The sequence below is a fragment of the Pleurocapsa minor HA4230-MV1 genome, from assembly GCA_019359095.1.
Classification (GTDB): domain Bacteria; phylum Cyanobacteriota; class Cyanobacteriia; order Cyanobacteriales; family Xenococcaceae; genus Waterburya; species Waterburya minor.
In genome coordinates this window covers 86,121-101,032 of record JAHHHZ010000029.1, presented here as the reverse complement: position 1 = coordinate 101,032, position 14,912 = coordinate 86,121, and the positions used below count along the sequence as shown (strand labels likewise).

General features: G+C 40.9%; 16 protein-coding genes. 9 read left to right on the top strand and 7 right to left on the bottom strand.

Features of this window, described 5'->3' with window-relative positions; genetic code table 11:
* Positions 1 to 126: 126 nt before the first annotated feature.
* From KME09_21120 to KME09_21110, 3 genes are read right to left on the bottom strand one after another with little or no spacing between them, the layout of a single operon-like run.
* Entirely contained in the window at positions 127 to 348 is a 222-nt protein-coding gene (locus KME09_21120) for a hypothetical protein (GenBank protein ID MBW4536440.1), read from the bottom strand.
* Positions 349 to 377: 29 nt separating this feature from the next.
* Entirely contained in the window at positions 378 to 920 is a 543-nt protein-coding gene (locus tag KME09_21115; protein ID MBW4536439.1) for an SLATT domain-containing protein, read from the bottom strand.
* 39 nt (positions 921 to 959) lie between these two features.
* The gene (locus tag KME09_21110) at positions 960 to 1,172 is read right to left on the bottom strand and encodes a hypothetical protein (protein ID MBW4536438.1); all 213 of its coding nucleotides are present in this window, start codon (positions 1,170 to 1,172) and stop codon (positions 960 to 962) included.
* Between the two features lie 11 nt (positions 1,173 to 1,183).
* On the opposite strand from KME09_21110, the gene KME09_21105 reads away from it, so the two are divergent.
* The 9 genes from KME09_21105 to KME09_21065 all read left to right on the top strand — a co-directional run bounded on the left by KME09_21105 (position 1,184) and on the right by KME09_21065 (position 11,211).
* A complete protein-coding gene (locus tag KME09_21105) occupies positions 1,184 to 1,303 on the top strand; it encodes a BrnT family toxin (protein MBW4536437.1) in 120 nt (39 codons plus the stop codon).
* Positions 1,300 to 1,560 (top strand): BrnA antitoxin family protein, encoded by a 261-nt coding sequence (locus KME09_21100; protein ID MBW4536436.1) that lies wholly within the window; start codon positions 1,300 to 1,302, stop codon positions 1,558 to 1,560. Before KME09_21105 ends, KME09_21100 begins: the two co-directional genes overlap by 4 nt.
* A gap of 184 nt (positions 1,561 to 1,744) precedes the next feature.
* Positions 1,745 to 2,389 (top strand): hypothetical protein, encoded by a 645-nt coding sequence (locus tag KME09_21095; GenBank protein MBW4536435.1) that lies wholly within the window; start codon positions 1,745 to 1,747, stop codon positions 2,387 to 2,389.
* Between the two features lie 423 nt (positions 2,390 to 2,812).
* Positions 2,813 to 5,887 carry a hypothetical protein gene (locus tag KME09_21090; protein ID MBW4536434.1) on the top strand — a complete coding sequence of 1,025 codons (3,075 nt, stop codon included), beginning with the start codon at positions 2,813 to 2,815 and terminating at the stop codon, positions 5,885 to 5,887.
* 280 nt (positions 5,888 to 6,167) lie between these two features.
* Positions 6,168 to 6,935, top strand: coding sequence for a hypothetical protein (locus KME09_21085; protein ID MBW4536433.1), 768 nt, complete (start codon positions 6,168 to 6,170; stop codon positions 6,933 to 6,935).
* Positions 6,936 to 6,938: 3 nt separating this feature from the next.
* Positions 6,939 to 8,165 (top strand): hypothetical protein, encoded by a 1,227-nt coding sequence (locus KME09_21080; GenBank protein MBW4536432.1) that lies wholly within the window; start codon positions 6,939 to 6,941, stop codon positions 8,163 to 8,165.
* Positions 8,166 to 8,274: 109 nt separating this feature from the next.
* Complete coding sequence (locus KME09_21075; GenBank protein ID MBW4536431.1) at positions 8,275 to 8,991, top strand: hypothetical protein; 717 nt, start codon at positions 8,275 to 8,277, stop codon at positions 8,989 to 8,991.
* Positions 8,978 to 10,441 carry a hypothetical protein gene (locus KME09_21070; protein ID MBW4536430.1) on the top strand — a complete coding sequence of 488 codons (1,464 nt, stop codon included), beginning with the start codon at positions 8,978 to 8,980 and terminating at the stop codon, positions 10,439 to 10,441. Before KME09_21075 ends, KME09_21070 begins: the two co-directional genes overlap by 14 nt.
* A gap of 5 nt (positions 10,442 to 10,446) precedes the next feature.
* Entirely contained in the window at positions 10,447 to 11,211 is a 765-nt protein-coding gene (locus tag KME09_21065; GenBank protein MBW4536429.1) for a hypothetical protein, read from the top strand.
* Positions 11,212 to 11,511: 300 nt separating this feature from the next.
* On the opposite strand, the gene KME09_21060 is transcribed toward KME09_21065, so the two are convergent.
* From KME09_21060 to KME09_21045, 4 genes are all read right to left on the bottom strand, one after another.
* The gene (locus tag KME09_21060) at positions 11,512 to 12,342 is read right to left on the bottom strand and encodes a hypothetical protein (GenBank protein ID MBW4536428.1); all 831 of its coding nucleotides are present in this window, start codon (positions 12,340 to 12,342) and stop codon (positions 11,512 to 11,514) included.
* A complete protein-coding gene (locus KME09_21055) occupies positions 12,323 to 12,538 on the bottom strand; it encodes a hypothetical protein (GenBank protein MBW4536427.1) in 216 nt (71 codons plus the stop codon). Before KME09_21055 ends, KME09_21060 begins: the two co-directional genes overlap by 20 nt.
* Before the next feature lie 310 nt (positions 12,539 to 12,848).
* Entirely contained in the window at positions 12,849 to 13,814 is a 966-nt protein-coding gene (locus tag KME09_21050; GenBank protein MBW4536426.1) for an aromatic ring-hydroxylating dioxygenase subunit alpha, read from the bottom strand.
* 65 nt (positions 13,815 to 13,879) lie between these two features.
* Positions 13,880 to 14,557: a YafY family transcriptional regulator gene (locus KME09_21045; protein ID MBW4536425.1), complete on the bottom strand. Its 678-nt coding sequence runs from the start codon at positions 14,555 to 14,557 to the stop codon at positions 13,880 to 13,882.
* Positions 14,558 to 14,912: the final 355 nt, after the last annotated feature.

The following is a 14,912-nucleotide window of genomic DNA, read 5'->3' as shown; positions in this document are numbered from 1 at the left end:
ATCTAGAAATTTTAGGAATCTTATCTTGATTTAGACTGCACTATCCTAACCTCAACATTCCCCACTGCATACTGCTCCTTAAAAAGTGAGATCGCCCTATCCAACTCACAATAATTCAACTTCAAATTACTCCCAATCAACGGTAGAAGTTGTAGTGTCTAAATCGGGAAGCTGAAAGCCAATGATTGCTAAACCAAAGGCTAAAGGGTTAATAGTGCCGAGGATTGGGGAAGTTCTCGATAGGGCGCGATCGCAGCGTGAGTAATTGCCATCATGGGCGGGAAAGAGTAGAGTTACTTTACCAGTTTGAGTTGTGGTGAGAGCGATGTCTACGGCTATGCTCTGCAAATCGTCAGTTATTTAGCTCACTATAATTGTTAATTTTTAATTGCATTTGATGAAATTTTTATTTGCTTGTTTTTGCTTCTTCTAGACATACTTTTATCAGCTTCTTTATAGTCATTTCCAGAAGGAATACATAATTTATAATTGCTATTTGCTTTGAGATATTCATCTTGTAGAGAGTCAAAGGATTGACTTAATTCATTAGAATCAATAATTTCATCTCTATATTTAGCCAATAAACTTCCACTTCTATGATAAATACTTGCATACACTTCACCAGCACTCAGATGTAATTCTGATTCTTTTTGCCAGTTGAAAAGTGTCTGAATACCAGCTAAAGCTGCTCCAACAATGGCTAAAATTTTGATTGTGATTGCCAATTGATCTGGATTGTTAGAAAAAATCAAATTAATTAAAGGAGAAAAGATTAAAATATTAGCTATTATTATGGACACACCAATATTTGTATGCTTTTGTCTTTTTCTGTGGGCAGCATTAAAATGTGCTTCTTTAGCACTTCTAGAGTTTCTTTCTAAATCCAATAATTCTTCGTAAATATTTTCAGCTTTGTTAATAGTATTCATATTCTTAATTATTTTATTTGTTAAATATTGCTATTTTCCCAACCTCTTTCTCGCACCTCTAACATTCCTCAACTGCTTCAACGCCATCGCACTTACCAAACAAACACCACCAATATACAATCCCTTATTCTCCGTTCCCATCCCAATAAATCTAACTACTGCAAAAGAAAACAGCATCGCGATAATCACGGGCATAATCACCACATAGTTCGTGTATTTGTTATTGTCTGCACAAATGTGCATACAATAATTTAATGAGGTATCAATGGGACAGAAACAAGGCATTAAGCAACTTAAACAAACATGGCATAAATTTTGCTGATGCCATATCAGTCTTTTCAGACGAATTAGCAATCACCCTTTTTGATGAATGAACTCAGAATATGATTTTAGTCAAGGCTCACGGGGTGCTGTTGAACCAATTCCACCAGGAAAAAGCCGTATTACGATTCGCCTAGATGATGATGTCTTGGCATGGTTTCGAGGGGAAGTTCACGAAAGGGGCGGTGGCAATTACCAAACATTAATTAACGAGGCACTGCGACAACATATCCAACAAAAACGTGAACCGTTAGAAGATACATTACGGCGAGTTTTGCGAGAAGAACTAAAGCAAGTAGAAAAACAATAAATTTTTCAAAAGCTCTCAAATTGCTCCCGAACTTTAGTACGAGGAGCAAGGCAAAAAAACTGTAGTTCTGTGGAACTAAATATCGATTAAAGACGAGTCAAATCTTAGGGTTACCAAGGTTGACTCGTTGCTATTTTAGATATGTAAAGCACACAAACACATATAAACTACAGTTGTTTAAACAATGAATAGCACTTTTAACGTAAAACCCCAACCTCAAGTAAAAGAGCGAGTACAAGAAGAATTTCAATTTGAACCTCAATCCAAATCCAAAAACGGTAAAAAACTTTATTCCAAACAGTTCATATCCAGCTTCCGTATCGAATCCAAAGATATACCTTTTGTCGCTGTCGGTATTGCAGGCAGCATCTACTTGGCGGTTACCGATCTAGTCTTGTTGGTTACTATTCTCTCAAGTTTTTTGGTAGCAGGGAGCATCTATTTCATCTCAGCCTGTTTGCCTCTAGTAAGTAAAAAGCTCAACTTGAGAATTTCTATCTGGCACATTTTAACAATTGTTTTCGGTTTAACTATGGCTTTTAGTGCTTGGCAACCCAGTCACGCTTTATTCCTAACTGGATTAGAAACAGCAATTAATGGTTTGGTAACGAATGGAGGAGTGGGCAGTATTAGTACGACTCAAATCGCCACTTTATTTACCTTTGTCCGAATTTCCTTAGTCTTAGTTGGTCTTGGTGGTGGTTTTGCAGCTTGGCAACAGCAACAACAAGGTCAATCCATGACACCTATTATCATGTTCGTCGGCGGTTTGTTCGGTATTGTTCTGGCGATTGATATCCTGACAGCGGTAATTGCCACAGGCGCGTAAAAACTTATTTTTGTCTCTTGAATGAGTCTGGTTTTTAGCTATAAGCTCTAAGCTCTAAGCTTTAAGCTTTTTGAGTAAACCTCCTAACATTCTGTTGATTGTGTAGTATCTTTGACTTAAATAGTTGGTATTGATTTAAGTCTATATAGCCTAAATCTCTAGCTATTAAATGTTGGCAACGAAGTTCAAAAGAACTTCCCATTAGAGATATCAACTAATTTGGCTTATTAAACGCTGCGCGATCGCGCAGATCGTCGTAGACGATGACTGGGTTGCTACCCATCCGCTTTCTCTTCAGCAGGCAATTTCTTGGTCAATTTATATACACATCTTTTTCTAAAGCTTACAGCTTATAGCTTATAGCTTATAGCTAAAAACTAATTAATCCCGAACCTAGTCTATCAAGCAACCTACTACAAAGTCATGGAAACTCTAGAAAAGCTGATTTCAATCAATCCTGCCCTTAACCGTAAAGCCAAGTTCTTTGGCTTCATGCCTATCTCTCAGGTTATGCCCCTGGGAGTAATTGCCTTCTTCTGCTTTTTAATTGTGGGCGCAGCGGGAGGAAAAGACAAGCACTTTGGAATCGCCTTTGGCTTTATGACTGGTACATGGCTTCTGGCAACTGGCGCTCACCCCCACTATATGACTGACAGGATGCGTCCTTTTCCTGGAAAAAATTGGGCTTACACCAGACTTCCTTATGTATCACCCATACCCGAAAACCGACCAGCCCAACTACGCGAAGTAATCAAAGATGACGAATTAACCCTCAGACCAAAATATATCGCTCAAGCTATGCAAAACGGTAGAAAAGAAATTTATGCCCCCTTTGTAGGATTCCAACACCTAACTTCTTTGATCAAATATTCGTACCAGGGAAAAGATCGGGGGGCATTATTGCTCAAAAAAGGTCAACAGTATCAGATTGTTTTTTGTTTTAAATTGACTCCCTGGCACAGTATCTTCACCCCCAAACAGGCTTACACATATATAGAAGCCACAGAAACCGCCGCCAAAGAAATTATGCCAGCAGAAAGCCTCACTTTTTACTGTGAGAAGTATGCTGATGACACCCAAAGAACGGCTCAACTCAAGCAAGTAATCCCTAACTGTGACTCCGAAGGCGTAACTATTCTCGCCGAATCAGAATTAGGAAAAACTCAATCTTTAAGTACCAACGGTCTCAGACAAAACCTCAGCTATACCATCACCTGCACCTATACCTTTAGTCGAGGTGGTGACGTGGGTACGGATTTTGTCTCTACCTTAATCCGCATGGGCAACAAACTATTATCCACAGCAGCAGGAGATAAAAATCAGCTACAGCAAAATTTCTATCACGAATCCCTTGAATCTGCTTATAATCAAGGCTTTTTAATCTGGCAGTCCATTCTCAAAACTGCTTGGAAACTAGACATCAAACCTTTAACTGTAGACCAAATTTGGAACTATCTCTGGTATCAGTTTAATGCTCGCTCTACTACTCCTAAAACCATTCCTAATTATTGGACTTGGAATGGTAAAAATTTAGGAGAAGTAATTAACACTCCTGTTCATCCTTTATCAATTCTGGCTCAAGGTATAGATCATATCCATTCTACGCCCCAACACAATCAACGCCATGACGAGATAGTTCTACCTGGTCGTCGGCAAATCTGCGGTGTTATGACCATTGAAGAAATTTCTCGCAGAAAGTTAAACACCATCGAACAGCTAAATCATCTATTCGAGATCGTACAGAGTGATGATGTAATTGACACAGAATTTGTCATTCAACTAAATACCGTTTCATCACAAGCTTTAGACCAACAGCTCGAACAAACTATCGCTCAAGCCAACAGTGCCAAACTCATGGCCGAAGAGACAGCCATCGGCAGAGATGTAAAGTCAGAACAAATGTTGGAAGAGTCCTTTGAGGCTCAAAAGCTGGTAGGAGGCGGGGGAGCTGGTATTTATCTTTCCTTCTTAGCCAAGGTCTATCGAAGCGATCGCCAGATCCTTGATGAAGCCTGTTCGGAATTAGGTCGCAGATTTGGTGGTAATCTTAAACGTCAAGACAGTGCTGTATGGGCACTGTGGCTAGAAACTTTACCCATGACTATTGGGCGTATCCTACATAAAACCAGTATTGTCGAAGACCGCAGAATTAAACTTGACAACCTATCCTACTATCGTTATCTACCCAATCTTGCTCCAGAAGATGTCCACCAAGACGGTATCGAACTAATTGTCAAAGGTGGCAAACCTATCTATCTAGATATGTTCCGAGAAAATACCTTACGAGGTCTAATCATTGGTGAATCTGGTTCGGGTAAATCTGTAATTGCCTGGCGTATAATCCTTGACTTTTTAACTAACAATATTCCTGTAATCGGCATGGATAGTGCGGTAGGGGGAAATAGTAGCTTCCGTTGGGCAATCAAAATGCTTGAAGGAGCGCACATAGACATCAGCCGTAACGCCAGTAACTTAGTTGAACCTCCAGATCTTCGTGACTACAAAGGAGACGACTATCAAGTCAGGTTCAAACAGTGGAAAGAAACAGTCAAAAATACCCTAACTAACTACATTATGTTTGGCATTGACGACCCTAAACTAACCCAAAGAGTTGAAAGTACTATCGTAGCTACTATTGAAAAATTTATTAACAACAACAACATTAAAAGACGGATCAATCAAGCTTTTGAAGCTGGATATGGTAGCCCCCAATGGGATAAAATCCCCGTTTTAGCTGATTGGCTAACCTTTTGTACGAAAGAAAAGCTCAATTTACGCAACTTTGAAGAACTGGACAAGCAGGCGATCAACCAAATTCGTACTCAAGTCACTACCCTGCTTAGTTCGGCTTTGGGAGATACAGTCGGTCGTCCCAGTACCTTTGACCCTAGAAATCGCCTGAAGTTTTTCACGATCGTCAACCTAGAATCAGCAAGAGACCAGGTGCTGGTAGCTCAAACAATTCAAAGTACCTGTATTCGCCTAGCGCTCCAGTATCCTAAATCCCTAATTGTGGGCGACGAGATAGCAGATTTGTTGAAAAAGGGCAGCTTTGCTAAAACTTGGGGTGCAATGCACGCTATGGCTCGTAAATCTGGGATATCTCTACTCACCATCAGTCAAAATATTGAAGAAATTCAAAAGTGTAGTGCCGCAGCCGATATTCTCAAAAATATCTCGTTCAAACTTATCGGTCGGATCACTACTGATGGTGCTACTAGTCTAGTTGAGTCCCTCAAATACCCCGATTTAGTCTACGAAAACTCCACCAAAGCTTTTAACACCGACAAAGAAAAAGGCTGTTCCCACTGGCTACTGGAGATGCAAAACCAGTTTTGGCAGACACAGTTTTTTCCATCATTACTAAACCTAGCAATGGTAGCCAATGGTACAGATGAAATCAAAATCCGTACCGAAATTATGGACAGGGCGATCGCTAATCAGACTAGTCGTTGGGTAGCCTTGAAAGAATACGGTAAAGCGATTACCAAAAACTAACGGGTTTAAAGCCTTACATCGGAGCGCATTCACGGTTAAACCGCACCGAGGCCCTTGCACCCAATGCGACGGGTGTAAACGCCTGTCGGCGAACGGGGCTTACGCCCCATCGTCATGCAAAGCATGACTCTGAGCCGATAGGCTCTGTGGGTCGCTCCTCCTTTTAAGGCATCCAGTTTTTGGTAGCTATTAGCCATTAGCTCTTAGCTCTTAGCTAGAATCACCGTTCCCTTTAGGGCTTTGCCCTAGCTCTTATCCGCTAGCACATATAAAAAAAATCATGAACAAATTTAAATTAATTATTTTGACCCTCAGTTTAAGTTGCTGCTTAACTACTTTAGTTCAGCCAAGGGCGATCGCTCAATCAGATGGAAAAGATCTTGTAATCAAAGGCTTACCTAAGATTAATCGCAGTGCAGCCCAGTCCATTGCCGACAAATTAGGTTTGGGAAATATATTCAGCGGAGTTCTCGACTTTTTTGCAGGTATTGAAAAAGCTAACGATCGCACTCTTGATGTCCAAACCCCCGACTGGAATGTTGTCAAAGATACAATCGATTCTAACGACACTAGAGCCAAAGAACTAGGTAGGCAAATAGAAGATAGAACCACTGATAGTTGGCTCATTAACCAAGATGAATCAGAAGAGGTTCAGCGCGCCTTGATTCAAGATGCCATATCTACTAGTACTACTTCCACTGAAGCACAAGAAACTGCTGCGGCGACTCTAGTTGAAATTGAAGCTGTTCTGCAAAAAAGTGGAGCTTTATCTAAAGACTCAGCTGAAACTGATGTATCCCAACAAATTCTGCAAAATATGTCAGAGCAGACAGGCATTAACACTCAATTGTTGGGAGTAATCGCCTCTCAAAACGTTCAGTCCCAAAAAGATCGAGCTCTTTCAGTCAGCCTCCAAATCCAGACTGCCAGACAAAACTCAATTGCCAATACTCGCGCCCGTCGCGAAGCTTCTGTCGCTACTGACTTAGGGATCTCCGCTTGGGGAGCAATTTCTACACCAATCTTTCTCTATGAGGAAACACCCTAAATCATGGAACTACTGGAAACCTTAACTAACATCACTACATTTGCCGAGATACCCGACTATGGTGCAAATCACGCTTTGGATATCCTGCAAAACTATAGCTATATCTCTAACAAATTAGGGGAATCATTCCAAACCCTATGGGACGGCATTATTTTTGACACTAAATCTTCTTACTGGAGAGCAGTAATCTCAGGAGCATTAGACTTTGCTTTATTAGGAATATTCTTATTTGCCTGGAACGGTTTTAAGAGTGAAAACGATAATCGTCAAAAGCTAATTGTTGAAGGTTTTGCGATGATTACAATCCTCGGCATTCTCTTAGGAGGCAACGGTTTTTTTACCAGCCAAATTTTAGCTGTTACCCATTCTTTTGACGTCAATCTCAATAGAACTCTAGCTAAAACCCAGGTGCTAGACCTGAGCATAGCAGATGCCCTAAAAGACATCGCCCTCAGTCAAGCATCTCAGGATCAGGTCAATAAGCTTTTAGCCGAATGTCAGGTACTTCAGGCTAATGAATCATTAGCCTGTTTAGAAAAGCAAATTCCCGAGATTGAAGAAATTGTCAAACAAGCAGAGCTGCAAGACCCGATCGCTAATAGTCCCGCTGGAAAGTATGCCCGAGGTGTTTTGGACTACCTCAAAGATTTGGCGAGCAATGCTGCTTCAGGAAACGGGTTAAAAGCTGCTTCTTTAGCAGTTAATAACCTATTTTTTGGCAACCCATTCATTATGGGTGTCATCAAACTAGTGTTCGGCGGGATACAGCTAGCCTTTAACTTTGCTCTAGAAACAGCCAGTATCCTCCATGCACTGCTTTTACCTTTAGTAATCTCGACTATTTTTACCCCTTTAGGTCCAAAATACACCGAAACATGGATTCAAGGCTACGTCCAGATCGTATCTATCAAATTTCTCTACATTGCTTTAATTGGCTTAACGGCACAAGCGATTGTTTTATCCCAAGCTCAGTTTGCTACGGGTATTTCCTTTTTGATTTTTAGTTCCGTTATGGGTCCAATGGTCGCTTTTTTGATGGCAAAAGGAGGAGGAGCGAACTTAGCCAAGTTTGTTGCCAGTAGCACTACTTCAGCCTTATCCAACACGGTTCAAGGCGCGACTACCCTAGCAACAGGAGGAGCTGGAGGAATCGGCTCATTAGTGGGCAAAGGTCTATTTAAAGCTGGTAGTAAAGGACTCGCCCGCCGAACTACCCAACGTAGCAGATAGTTAATTAAAAGGCTTATAGCTAAGGCGCGTTTTGGGTATGAGTATTCACACCCAAAAGCCGCCGTTACAGCTTATAGCTTTCGATAAAGTCAACACCAATTTATTAACCATGAACAATATAAAAACCAAACTTACCCAGACGAGCAATCAAAGAGTCGTTTTATTCCAGTTAATCTGCTTAGTCATGCTGCTATTTAACACCATGATTTCCTGCTCCAATAACAGCAAAATTAGCAAAGTGAACAAAAAGCAGATCATTGGCATCCAATTAGCAGACGGTCAAGTGGTCAATGCTCAAACCACTAAGGTAAGCGATCGCACGGACGCAACTATTTATAACTTTGTTGAAAAGTGGACGTATCTATCTTTTAACTGGACGACTAATGACCTCAAGGTAGAGGTAGAAAAAGCCAAATCTAAAGTGCCAGGTAACGTCTACGCCTCTACTTTTGGGATTACGACCAATAATGACTTTCGCAACTCTTACATCAAAGAATTTTCGGAGTTAATCAACAAAGCTACTCAAAACATAGGATCGATTCAGTCGGCAATTAACATTGACTACATTTCCCAAAAGCCTACCAAAATCAAAGACGGCGAGTGGGAAGTCACAGTAGTCTCTACCTGGATCGGTCTCGATACAACTAGTGGAAAAGAAGTATTCCAAATCCCTGTCAATAAAAAACTCCGCTTAAGAGCGATACCCATTGCCGGCAAACCTACTTTTCAAACTCCAGAAAATAACTCTCAACTACAAACCATCGTTAACGAAATCAACCAATACGGACTACAAATCATTTCTATTGAAAGCTATGACCCACAATAATTCAACCAACCAACTCATGGAAGATGTTCCACCAAGCGGAATTGATGCCTACGCTCGTCACAGCGTCACTGACTACACTCCCGAACCAGTATCGGTAATCGATACTGGTTCAACACCTCTTCAAAGTCCAACTATTCAAGATATAGTAGCCCAAAGAGAAGATAATCCTTTCCTTCGCCTAGCGGTAATTGCTGGAGTGATGGGTATTATTGCTGCCTTTTTGTGGATTATCTTTGCTATCTTAAGTCCCAAAGCTCCTGAAGTAGCCAAAGAAACACCAACAGAAGAGAAGGCAGAAGCACCAGTAGAACCTGATTATCAGGCTAAACTAGCTTTTCGCGACCAGTTCCATTCTTTAGAGGTAAAAACTGAAGTCGTAGAACCTCAAATCGATGCCACAGAACTTCCTCCTGCTGTCACTCCACCCCCTTTACCTACAACCTCTCAAACCATTCCTCAAGCTCAAATAGTAGCTCGTCCTATTCCTCGTCCAGCACCTCCTATTCCTACTCTACCTATTCTCCGAGCAGTTCCCCAGGCAAAACCAGGGTTCAAAACAACTTCTAAACCAATTTCTAGTATAGACCCCGAAGAGCAATGGCAAACTATAGCTAATTTTGGTACGGGAGTTTCTTCGCGATCGCTTGTTTCGAGTACAAAATCTCCAACTATTGCCAACCGTCGCGATTCTCTGGTTGCCCCCATTAATCCTGCTGTTAATCCCGCTTCCCAACCAACCGTTTTATTGGCTAGCAATAACAGCGTATCTCAGGGAGAATTAGGAATTTTGAATCGTCAGAAACAAGCAAGTTTTCCCCCAGCAGCTCAACCACTCAGGTTAAATCGAGCCATTACGAAGGGAAAAATCGAACTCCCCCTTGTTTGGGATAGTTCCCTAACAAGCGAACAACAACAGTCAAATCAAATCACAGTGGTTTTAGAAGAACCGATTTACGATTTGAATGGAGATATTGTTTTTGATTCAAACTCAGTGGCAATTCTCCAAGTTGATTCGATTAACGAAGCTAACGGCTTAGTCACAGCCTACGTTACTAAAATAGAAGATACGACTTTTGCTCCTGGAGAACTAATTCTGCGTAACCAGAAAAAATCAGCCCTAGTTGCCAAAGCCAGTAAGCGTAGTAACTTTGGTAATCAACTTTTAGTCGGAGGAGTAGACACCCTCAGCAGCTTTGGTCAACAAATACTCATACCCGAAACCAACAGTACCGTATCTAATGGCAGCGCTATTGTGACAAGTCAGAGTCGCAATAGTCTCGGACGAGATCTGGCAGGTTCGGCTCTAGATGGTTTTGGTTCATCCCTTAGCAACGAACTAAATCAAAGAAGTAGTCGTAACCAAATCGGCGACGGCGGCACTATCTTTACCTTGTCCGCAGGTACGACTGTATATCTAACCAACATTCAACCCATCCAGGTCAACCGATAACAATTATGAACAAATTACTATTTAAAAAACTATTGTTAGCTGGGTTATTAACTGCATCTACCTTTATTCTTCCTGTAGCAGCAATAGCTACAGAAGCTCCTGTCAAATACGATCTCATCTCAACTGATGATGCCACTAAAGGAATAATTCCCATCACCCTCTATTTTGGCAAGATTGTCAGCATCGACTTTAGTGATGCAGGAGAATATATCACCTACATCGCCCCCAGTGACAAATCGCAGTTTGCTTTTAACTCGAACTCACCTGTAGAGACGAAAGAAGCCCAAAGTATCTATCTTCTACCCATCGAGAAAATTGATTTTCAAGGGACTTATCAAACCTCTCACCCCAATCTGATTGTCAAGACTATCAATAGTTTGGGAGAGTCTAAGCAATACAATTTCCTGGCTAGCTTTAGTTCTGGAGTCATGGCGAGTACGGGGATTAAAATCATGCCTCCTGTTCAACCCACACCCTTAGATTCCCATGAAATTCGCGTATCCGCTGGTCAAACCATTAACGCTGATGCAGTAGAGCGGGGACTGAAAATAGCGATCGCCAAGCAGTTGGTTAAAAGTGATGACCCCGTAGTTAATAAAGTCCGTAACTTCGTGTTTATGTTACGTAACGGCAACAGCGTCAACGAGGCGATCGCCCAGACTGGAATCAATCCTAGCGTAGTTGAATCGTTAGGTGAAATATATCTTGAGGTGGAATTACCCCCAAGACTAAGACAAAATGCGATCGTTACTGGTTCAGATTCCAAATAAGATTTAGGTTATTTAGAATCATTAGTCGAAGAGATTGAGCAAGAATCAGATTTGGCAATGCAAAACAAACTTTATCAGATATTAGAAGAGTTAAAAGGGGGAGAAAACCCACGCCCAATTATTGATAAATACGATCTAAGTCCTAAGTGGTTTTGCAAAATTATGAAGGCTTATCTCGCTCAAAATAAATAGTAACAATGACTAAGATACTCTTAACGAAGACAAAAACGGCAATTTGCTTAGCGGTAATAAATAAAAATAACTCAGTCAAGGTTAAACTCGGCTCAATTATTTTTATTGCTAAGGCTCAATTTCCAAATTTTTTCTTGAGTCAATTGATTTTTGTCTTAAACTGATCTCAAGATCGATTTCTTGATATTTAACCCTTTTGTCCGCTATTTCTTGTATAGCTTGAGAAAATCTGATTGTTCTGAACTTTTCCCATTTTGGATCTTCTAAAGTATCAATAATGTCCAAAGGAACAGTTTTAATTATGTCAATATCATCCTTAAGCCATACTTTTAGTCCTGCATCAGATTTAGCAGTTTTGAGCATTTTTTCAATCAACTTAAGTCCATCTCTAGGATCATTCTCTATGCAAACATCTTTAATATATTGATTAACAATCAAAAGAGAAATTTGCAGGTGTTTTTTGTCTTGTCTCCCTGCTTGGGGCAATCCAGTATAGGACTTTAGCTTTCCTTCTAAGCATAAAATTGGATTGAGTACTTTTAAGTTAACTCCTATTAATTTATCTTGACCGCAAAAATTGATCGCGCTGTTAATAACTTCATCATCACCCAAACCATACACTGAAGCCAGAAAATCAATTCTTAATGCTTGGTTCTTATCGTCAGTAATTAAAACTCCAGTGTTAGGAGAAGGATCGAAATTTTTATTGAGTGTTAAATCACCTCCTAAAATTCTTTGAATTTCAACTGCTTCAATCCTTCCACCAATAAAATCCAAGTCTTCACTAGAAAAAGGGAGAAATTTATTTAATTGTGGAATTTTATCTCGATAAGCACTAGCCCAAAGGTTGATGGCATGACCTCCTACCAGAATCAAATCCGACTGTGATTTTATTTTAATTAAAATTTCTCTAATTTCTTCAGGAGTTTTCTTTGACATTATTTATCCAAGATTTTGGGATAGGAATTGAATCATCCCAGTCTACTGCTTCTGATATGTCAGGCTGCCACATATCTGCGTAAATTACATCATTAACAATTTGTTGAGCCTCCCCAGGAGGAATAGAATTTATTTGTTGTCTAGCTTTAATTTTGGCTAGATTGAGATCGTTTTGTTCTGTCATACGCTTTTTCATTTGTCTATTTATTCATTCATTATAAGACTCATAAAGTTCACCACTCGCCGATCGCAACGGACTTAGCTTTTTGTGAATATTCGCGATGACGAATGCGAACACGTGAATACAATGCAGGCACTTCAGCTACCAGAAACACGGCAAACGTTTAAAAGTCCTCACACGATTTTTGAAATGCTGGCTACCAACGCAGATGGAATTGAGTGACTAACGTTCCGGTTGAGCGGCGATGAGAGAACTTAAACGCTAGACGAAAAGACTCTGAACGTCCGCTCCAACCACGTTGTTATACGGCTGTCGCCACTGAATGTCATCTACCAGTACTCATGTCTTGAGTAGCTTCTGTTCTCTTATTTTTGACTGCGCGGTAGTACCAACGACGAAATCTCAGTGAGGGTTCATCGGTAGACACATTATATCCTTCCTTTACATTGAGAACTTCACCTATTTGTGCCTCAACCATGCTACGATCGTCGTCGGATGCTGCAAAAAACTCATCAAAATCAAAGTTACTCCGATCGATTCCAGGGTTGGGTAGAAGAACCTGCATAAATCGCATTTGCTGGGTATTAATCGGAATTGCAAAGAAATGGGGAAGAAGAGGCATTCCGTCCAGATTTAGAACGATATTATTCGGCTGATGCCAGTCAATTTCAGTTCCAGAAGATAAGGTATTGAGCCGATTAGTAACCGTCATCCCATTTGTCGTTGAAGTAACGCTGATTTGGGCGATCGCATCTTTGTGTGCTGCGTCATTTAGCTCGCCACCAAATGAATTTCGATGAACAAAAGGGAGATGCAGATAATCCAGCGAAATGTCAACCGCCTGTGTCCAATGAGCATTCCAGATCTCATGGTGAATTACATAGCGATCCTCGGACTCTAACAAACTTGACGGCAACTCTGGTTCTGGCACATTTTCTGTTCCTGTAAAAATCCAGAGCATCCCTGCAATCACTCTGACCGGAAAGCTCCCGATCGACAGTTTTGAAAGGTGATTTGGGTTAAGTGAGTTGAAGGGAACCTGAACACAAGCACCATTTGAGGCAAATTGCCAGCCATGATAGGGACATTCAAGGCAACCGTCGGCTGTCACTTGTCCCTGAGAAAGCGGCGCACCGCGATGAGGACAGCGATCTAGAAACGCTGCAAACTGATCAGACGAACTCCGAAATAGAACGAGTGATTCGCCTGCTAATTCAACTGCAATAGGAACTGTTCCGATTTCAGCGACAGGCAATACAGGAGTCCAAAAGTTAGGAAACATCTCAAACATAGCAAAATTGACTCCATCACAAGTTCTTGAATGTTATCCAACATAGAACTCTGCTCCTGACAACGTTATGTCAGTGGCTGGAATCCAGATAATTTCATTCTCTCAAGTTGAAATTCTGTGTAGGTATCAAGATTGATTTCTTGACTTGGAAATTCAAAATCTGAAGCGAAATCAAGAGCTTGAATGCGATCAATGCGGAAATCTCGGTACGTCTCTCTAAGCGTACACCATGTTCCAACCGTCCATTTACTGCCCCAATAGAATAGTCCCAACGGGAAGATAGTTCTCTGAGATAGTTGCTCATCCAAGCTCAAGTACTCGATTCTGACGGCTTGTTGCTGTTGAATAGCTCGATAAAGAGCATTCCAATATCTTAAGCTTTGGTCATTCAAAAGATTACCTAACGCTCGAATAGATGCGCGAGTTGGATCAACACTGCGTGGTGGCAACACTGCTCCAACTTTGCTGAGAAGCGTTTTTGCTGCTGCCTCCAAATCAGTCCCAGTCGATCGCGACAACATTTCAATCCCCAACAGTAGAGCGGCAATCTCATCATGAGTTAGAGTGAGCGGCGGTAACTCAAAATCTTTATCCAGAGCATAACCGACACCAGGCTCACCGTAGATTGGAATACCACTCACCGAAAGATCATCAATATATCGATAAATCGTACGCACAGAAACACCAACTCGTTCAGCGAGTTGTCCTGCTGTAATGGGTTGGTGGGATCTGATGAGATTCACCAGTTGAAAAAGACGGTCAGCTTTCCTCATGCTGGACATCAATTGATCTTAATCATCAAGGCAGTATAACCCTTCCCATCAACCGTATCGCGCTCCTATACGTAAAAACTAAACTTAATCTGGAACATCTACAGACATCTTTTGAACCTCTGCCAAGACTGATAAATCAAGCTGCCTAACTATTTATTATGCGGAAACTTTCTGGATATTAACCCTATATGGGATCAAAAACAGAAACTTTCGGTATATCTACCCCATATTGAATGATATCAATAAACTTTCTGGATATCATTCCAGGTCAAAATCTTCTAAAAAACTGCAAGGGACGAGTCAATGATGTCATTCGTCTCAAACA

Coding starts and splice junctions, on each gene's coding strand:
- KME09_21105 (MBW4536437.1), top strand. CDS start 1,184: ATGAGGTATCAATGGGACAGAAACAAGGCATTAAGCAACTTAAACAAA.
- KME09_21060 (MBW4536428.1), bottom strand. CDS start 12,342: ATGTCAAAGAAAACTCCTGAAGAAATTAGAGAAATTTTAATTAAAATA.
- KME09_21065 (MBW4536429.1), top strand. CDS start 10,447: ATGAACAAATTACTATTTAAAAAACTATTGTTAGCTGGGTTATTAACT.
- KME09_21090 (MBW4536434.1), top strand. CDS start 2,813: ATGGAAACTCTAGAAAAGCTGATTTCAATCAATCCTGCCCTTAACCGT.
- KME09_21085 (MBW4536433.1), top strand. CDS start 6,168: ATGAACAAATTTAAATTAATTATTTTGACCCTCAGTTTAAGTTGCTGC.
- KME09_21055 (MBW4536427.1), bottom strand. CDS start 12,538: ATGAAAAAGCGTATGACAGAACAAAACGATCTCAATCTAGCCAAAATT.
- KME09_21050 (MBW4536426.1), bottom strand. CDS start 13,814: ATGTTTGAGATGTTTCCTAACTTTTGGACTCCTGTATTGCCTGTCGCT.
- KME09_21080 (MBW4536432.1), top strand. CDS start 6,939: ATGGAACTACTGGAAACCTTAACTAACATCACTACATTTGCCGAGATA.
- KME09_21070 (MBW4536430.1), top strand. CDS start 8,978: ATGACCCACAATAATTCAACCAACCAACTCATGGAAGATGTTCCACCA.
- KME09_21075 (MBW4536431.1), top strand. CDS start 8,275: ATGAACAATATAAAAACCAAACTTACCCAGACGAGCAATCAAAGAGTC.
- KME09_21095 (MBW4536435.1), top strand. CDS start 1,745: ATGAATAGCACTTTTAACGTAAAACCCCAACCTCAAGTAAAAGAGCGA.
- KME09_21110 (MBW4536438.1), bottom strand. CDS start 1,172: ATGCACATTTGTGCAGACAATAACAAATACACGAACTATGTGGTGATT.
- KME09_21100 (MBW4536436.1), top strand. CDS start 1,300: ATGAACTCAGAATATGATTTTAGTCAAGGCTCACGGGGTGCTGTTGAA.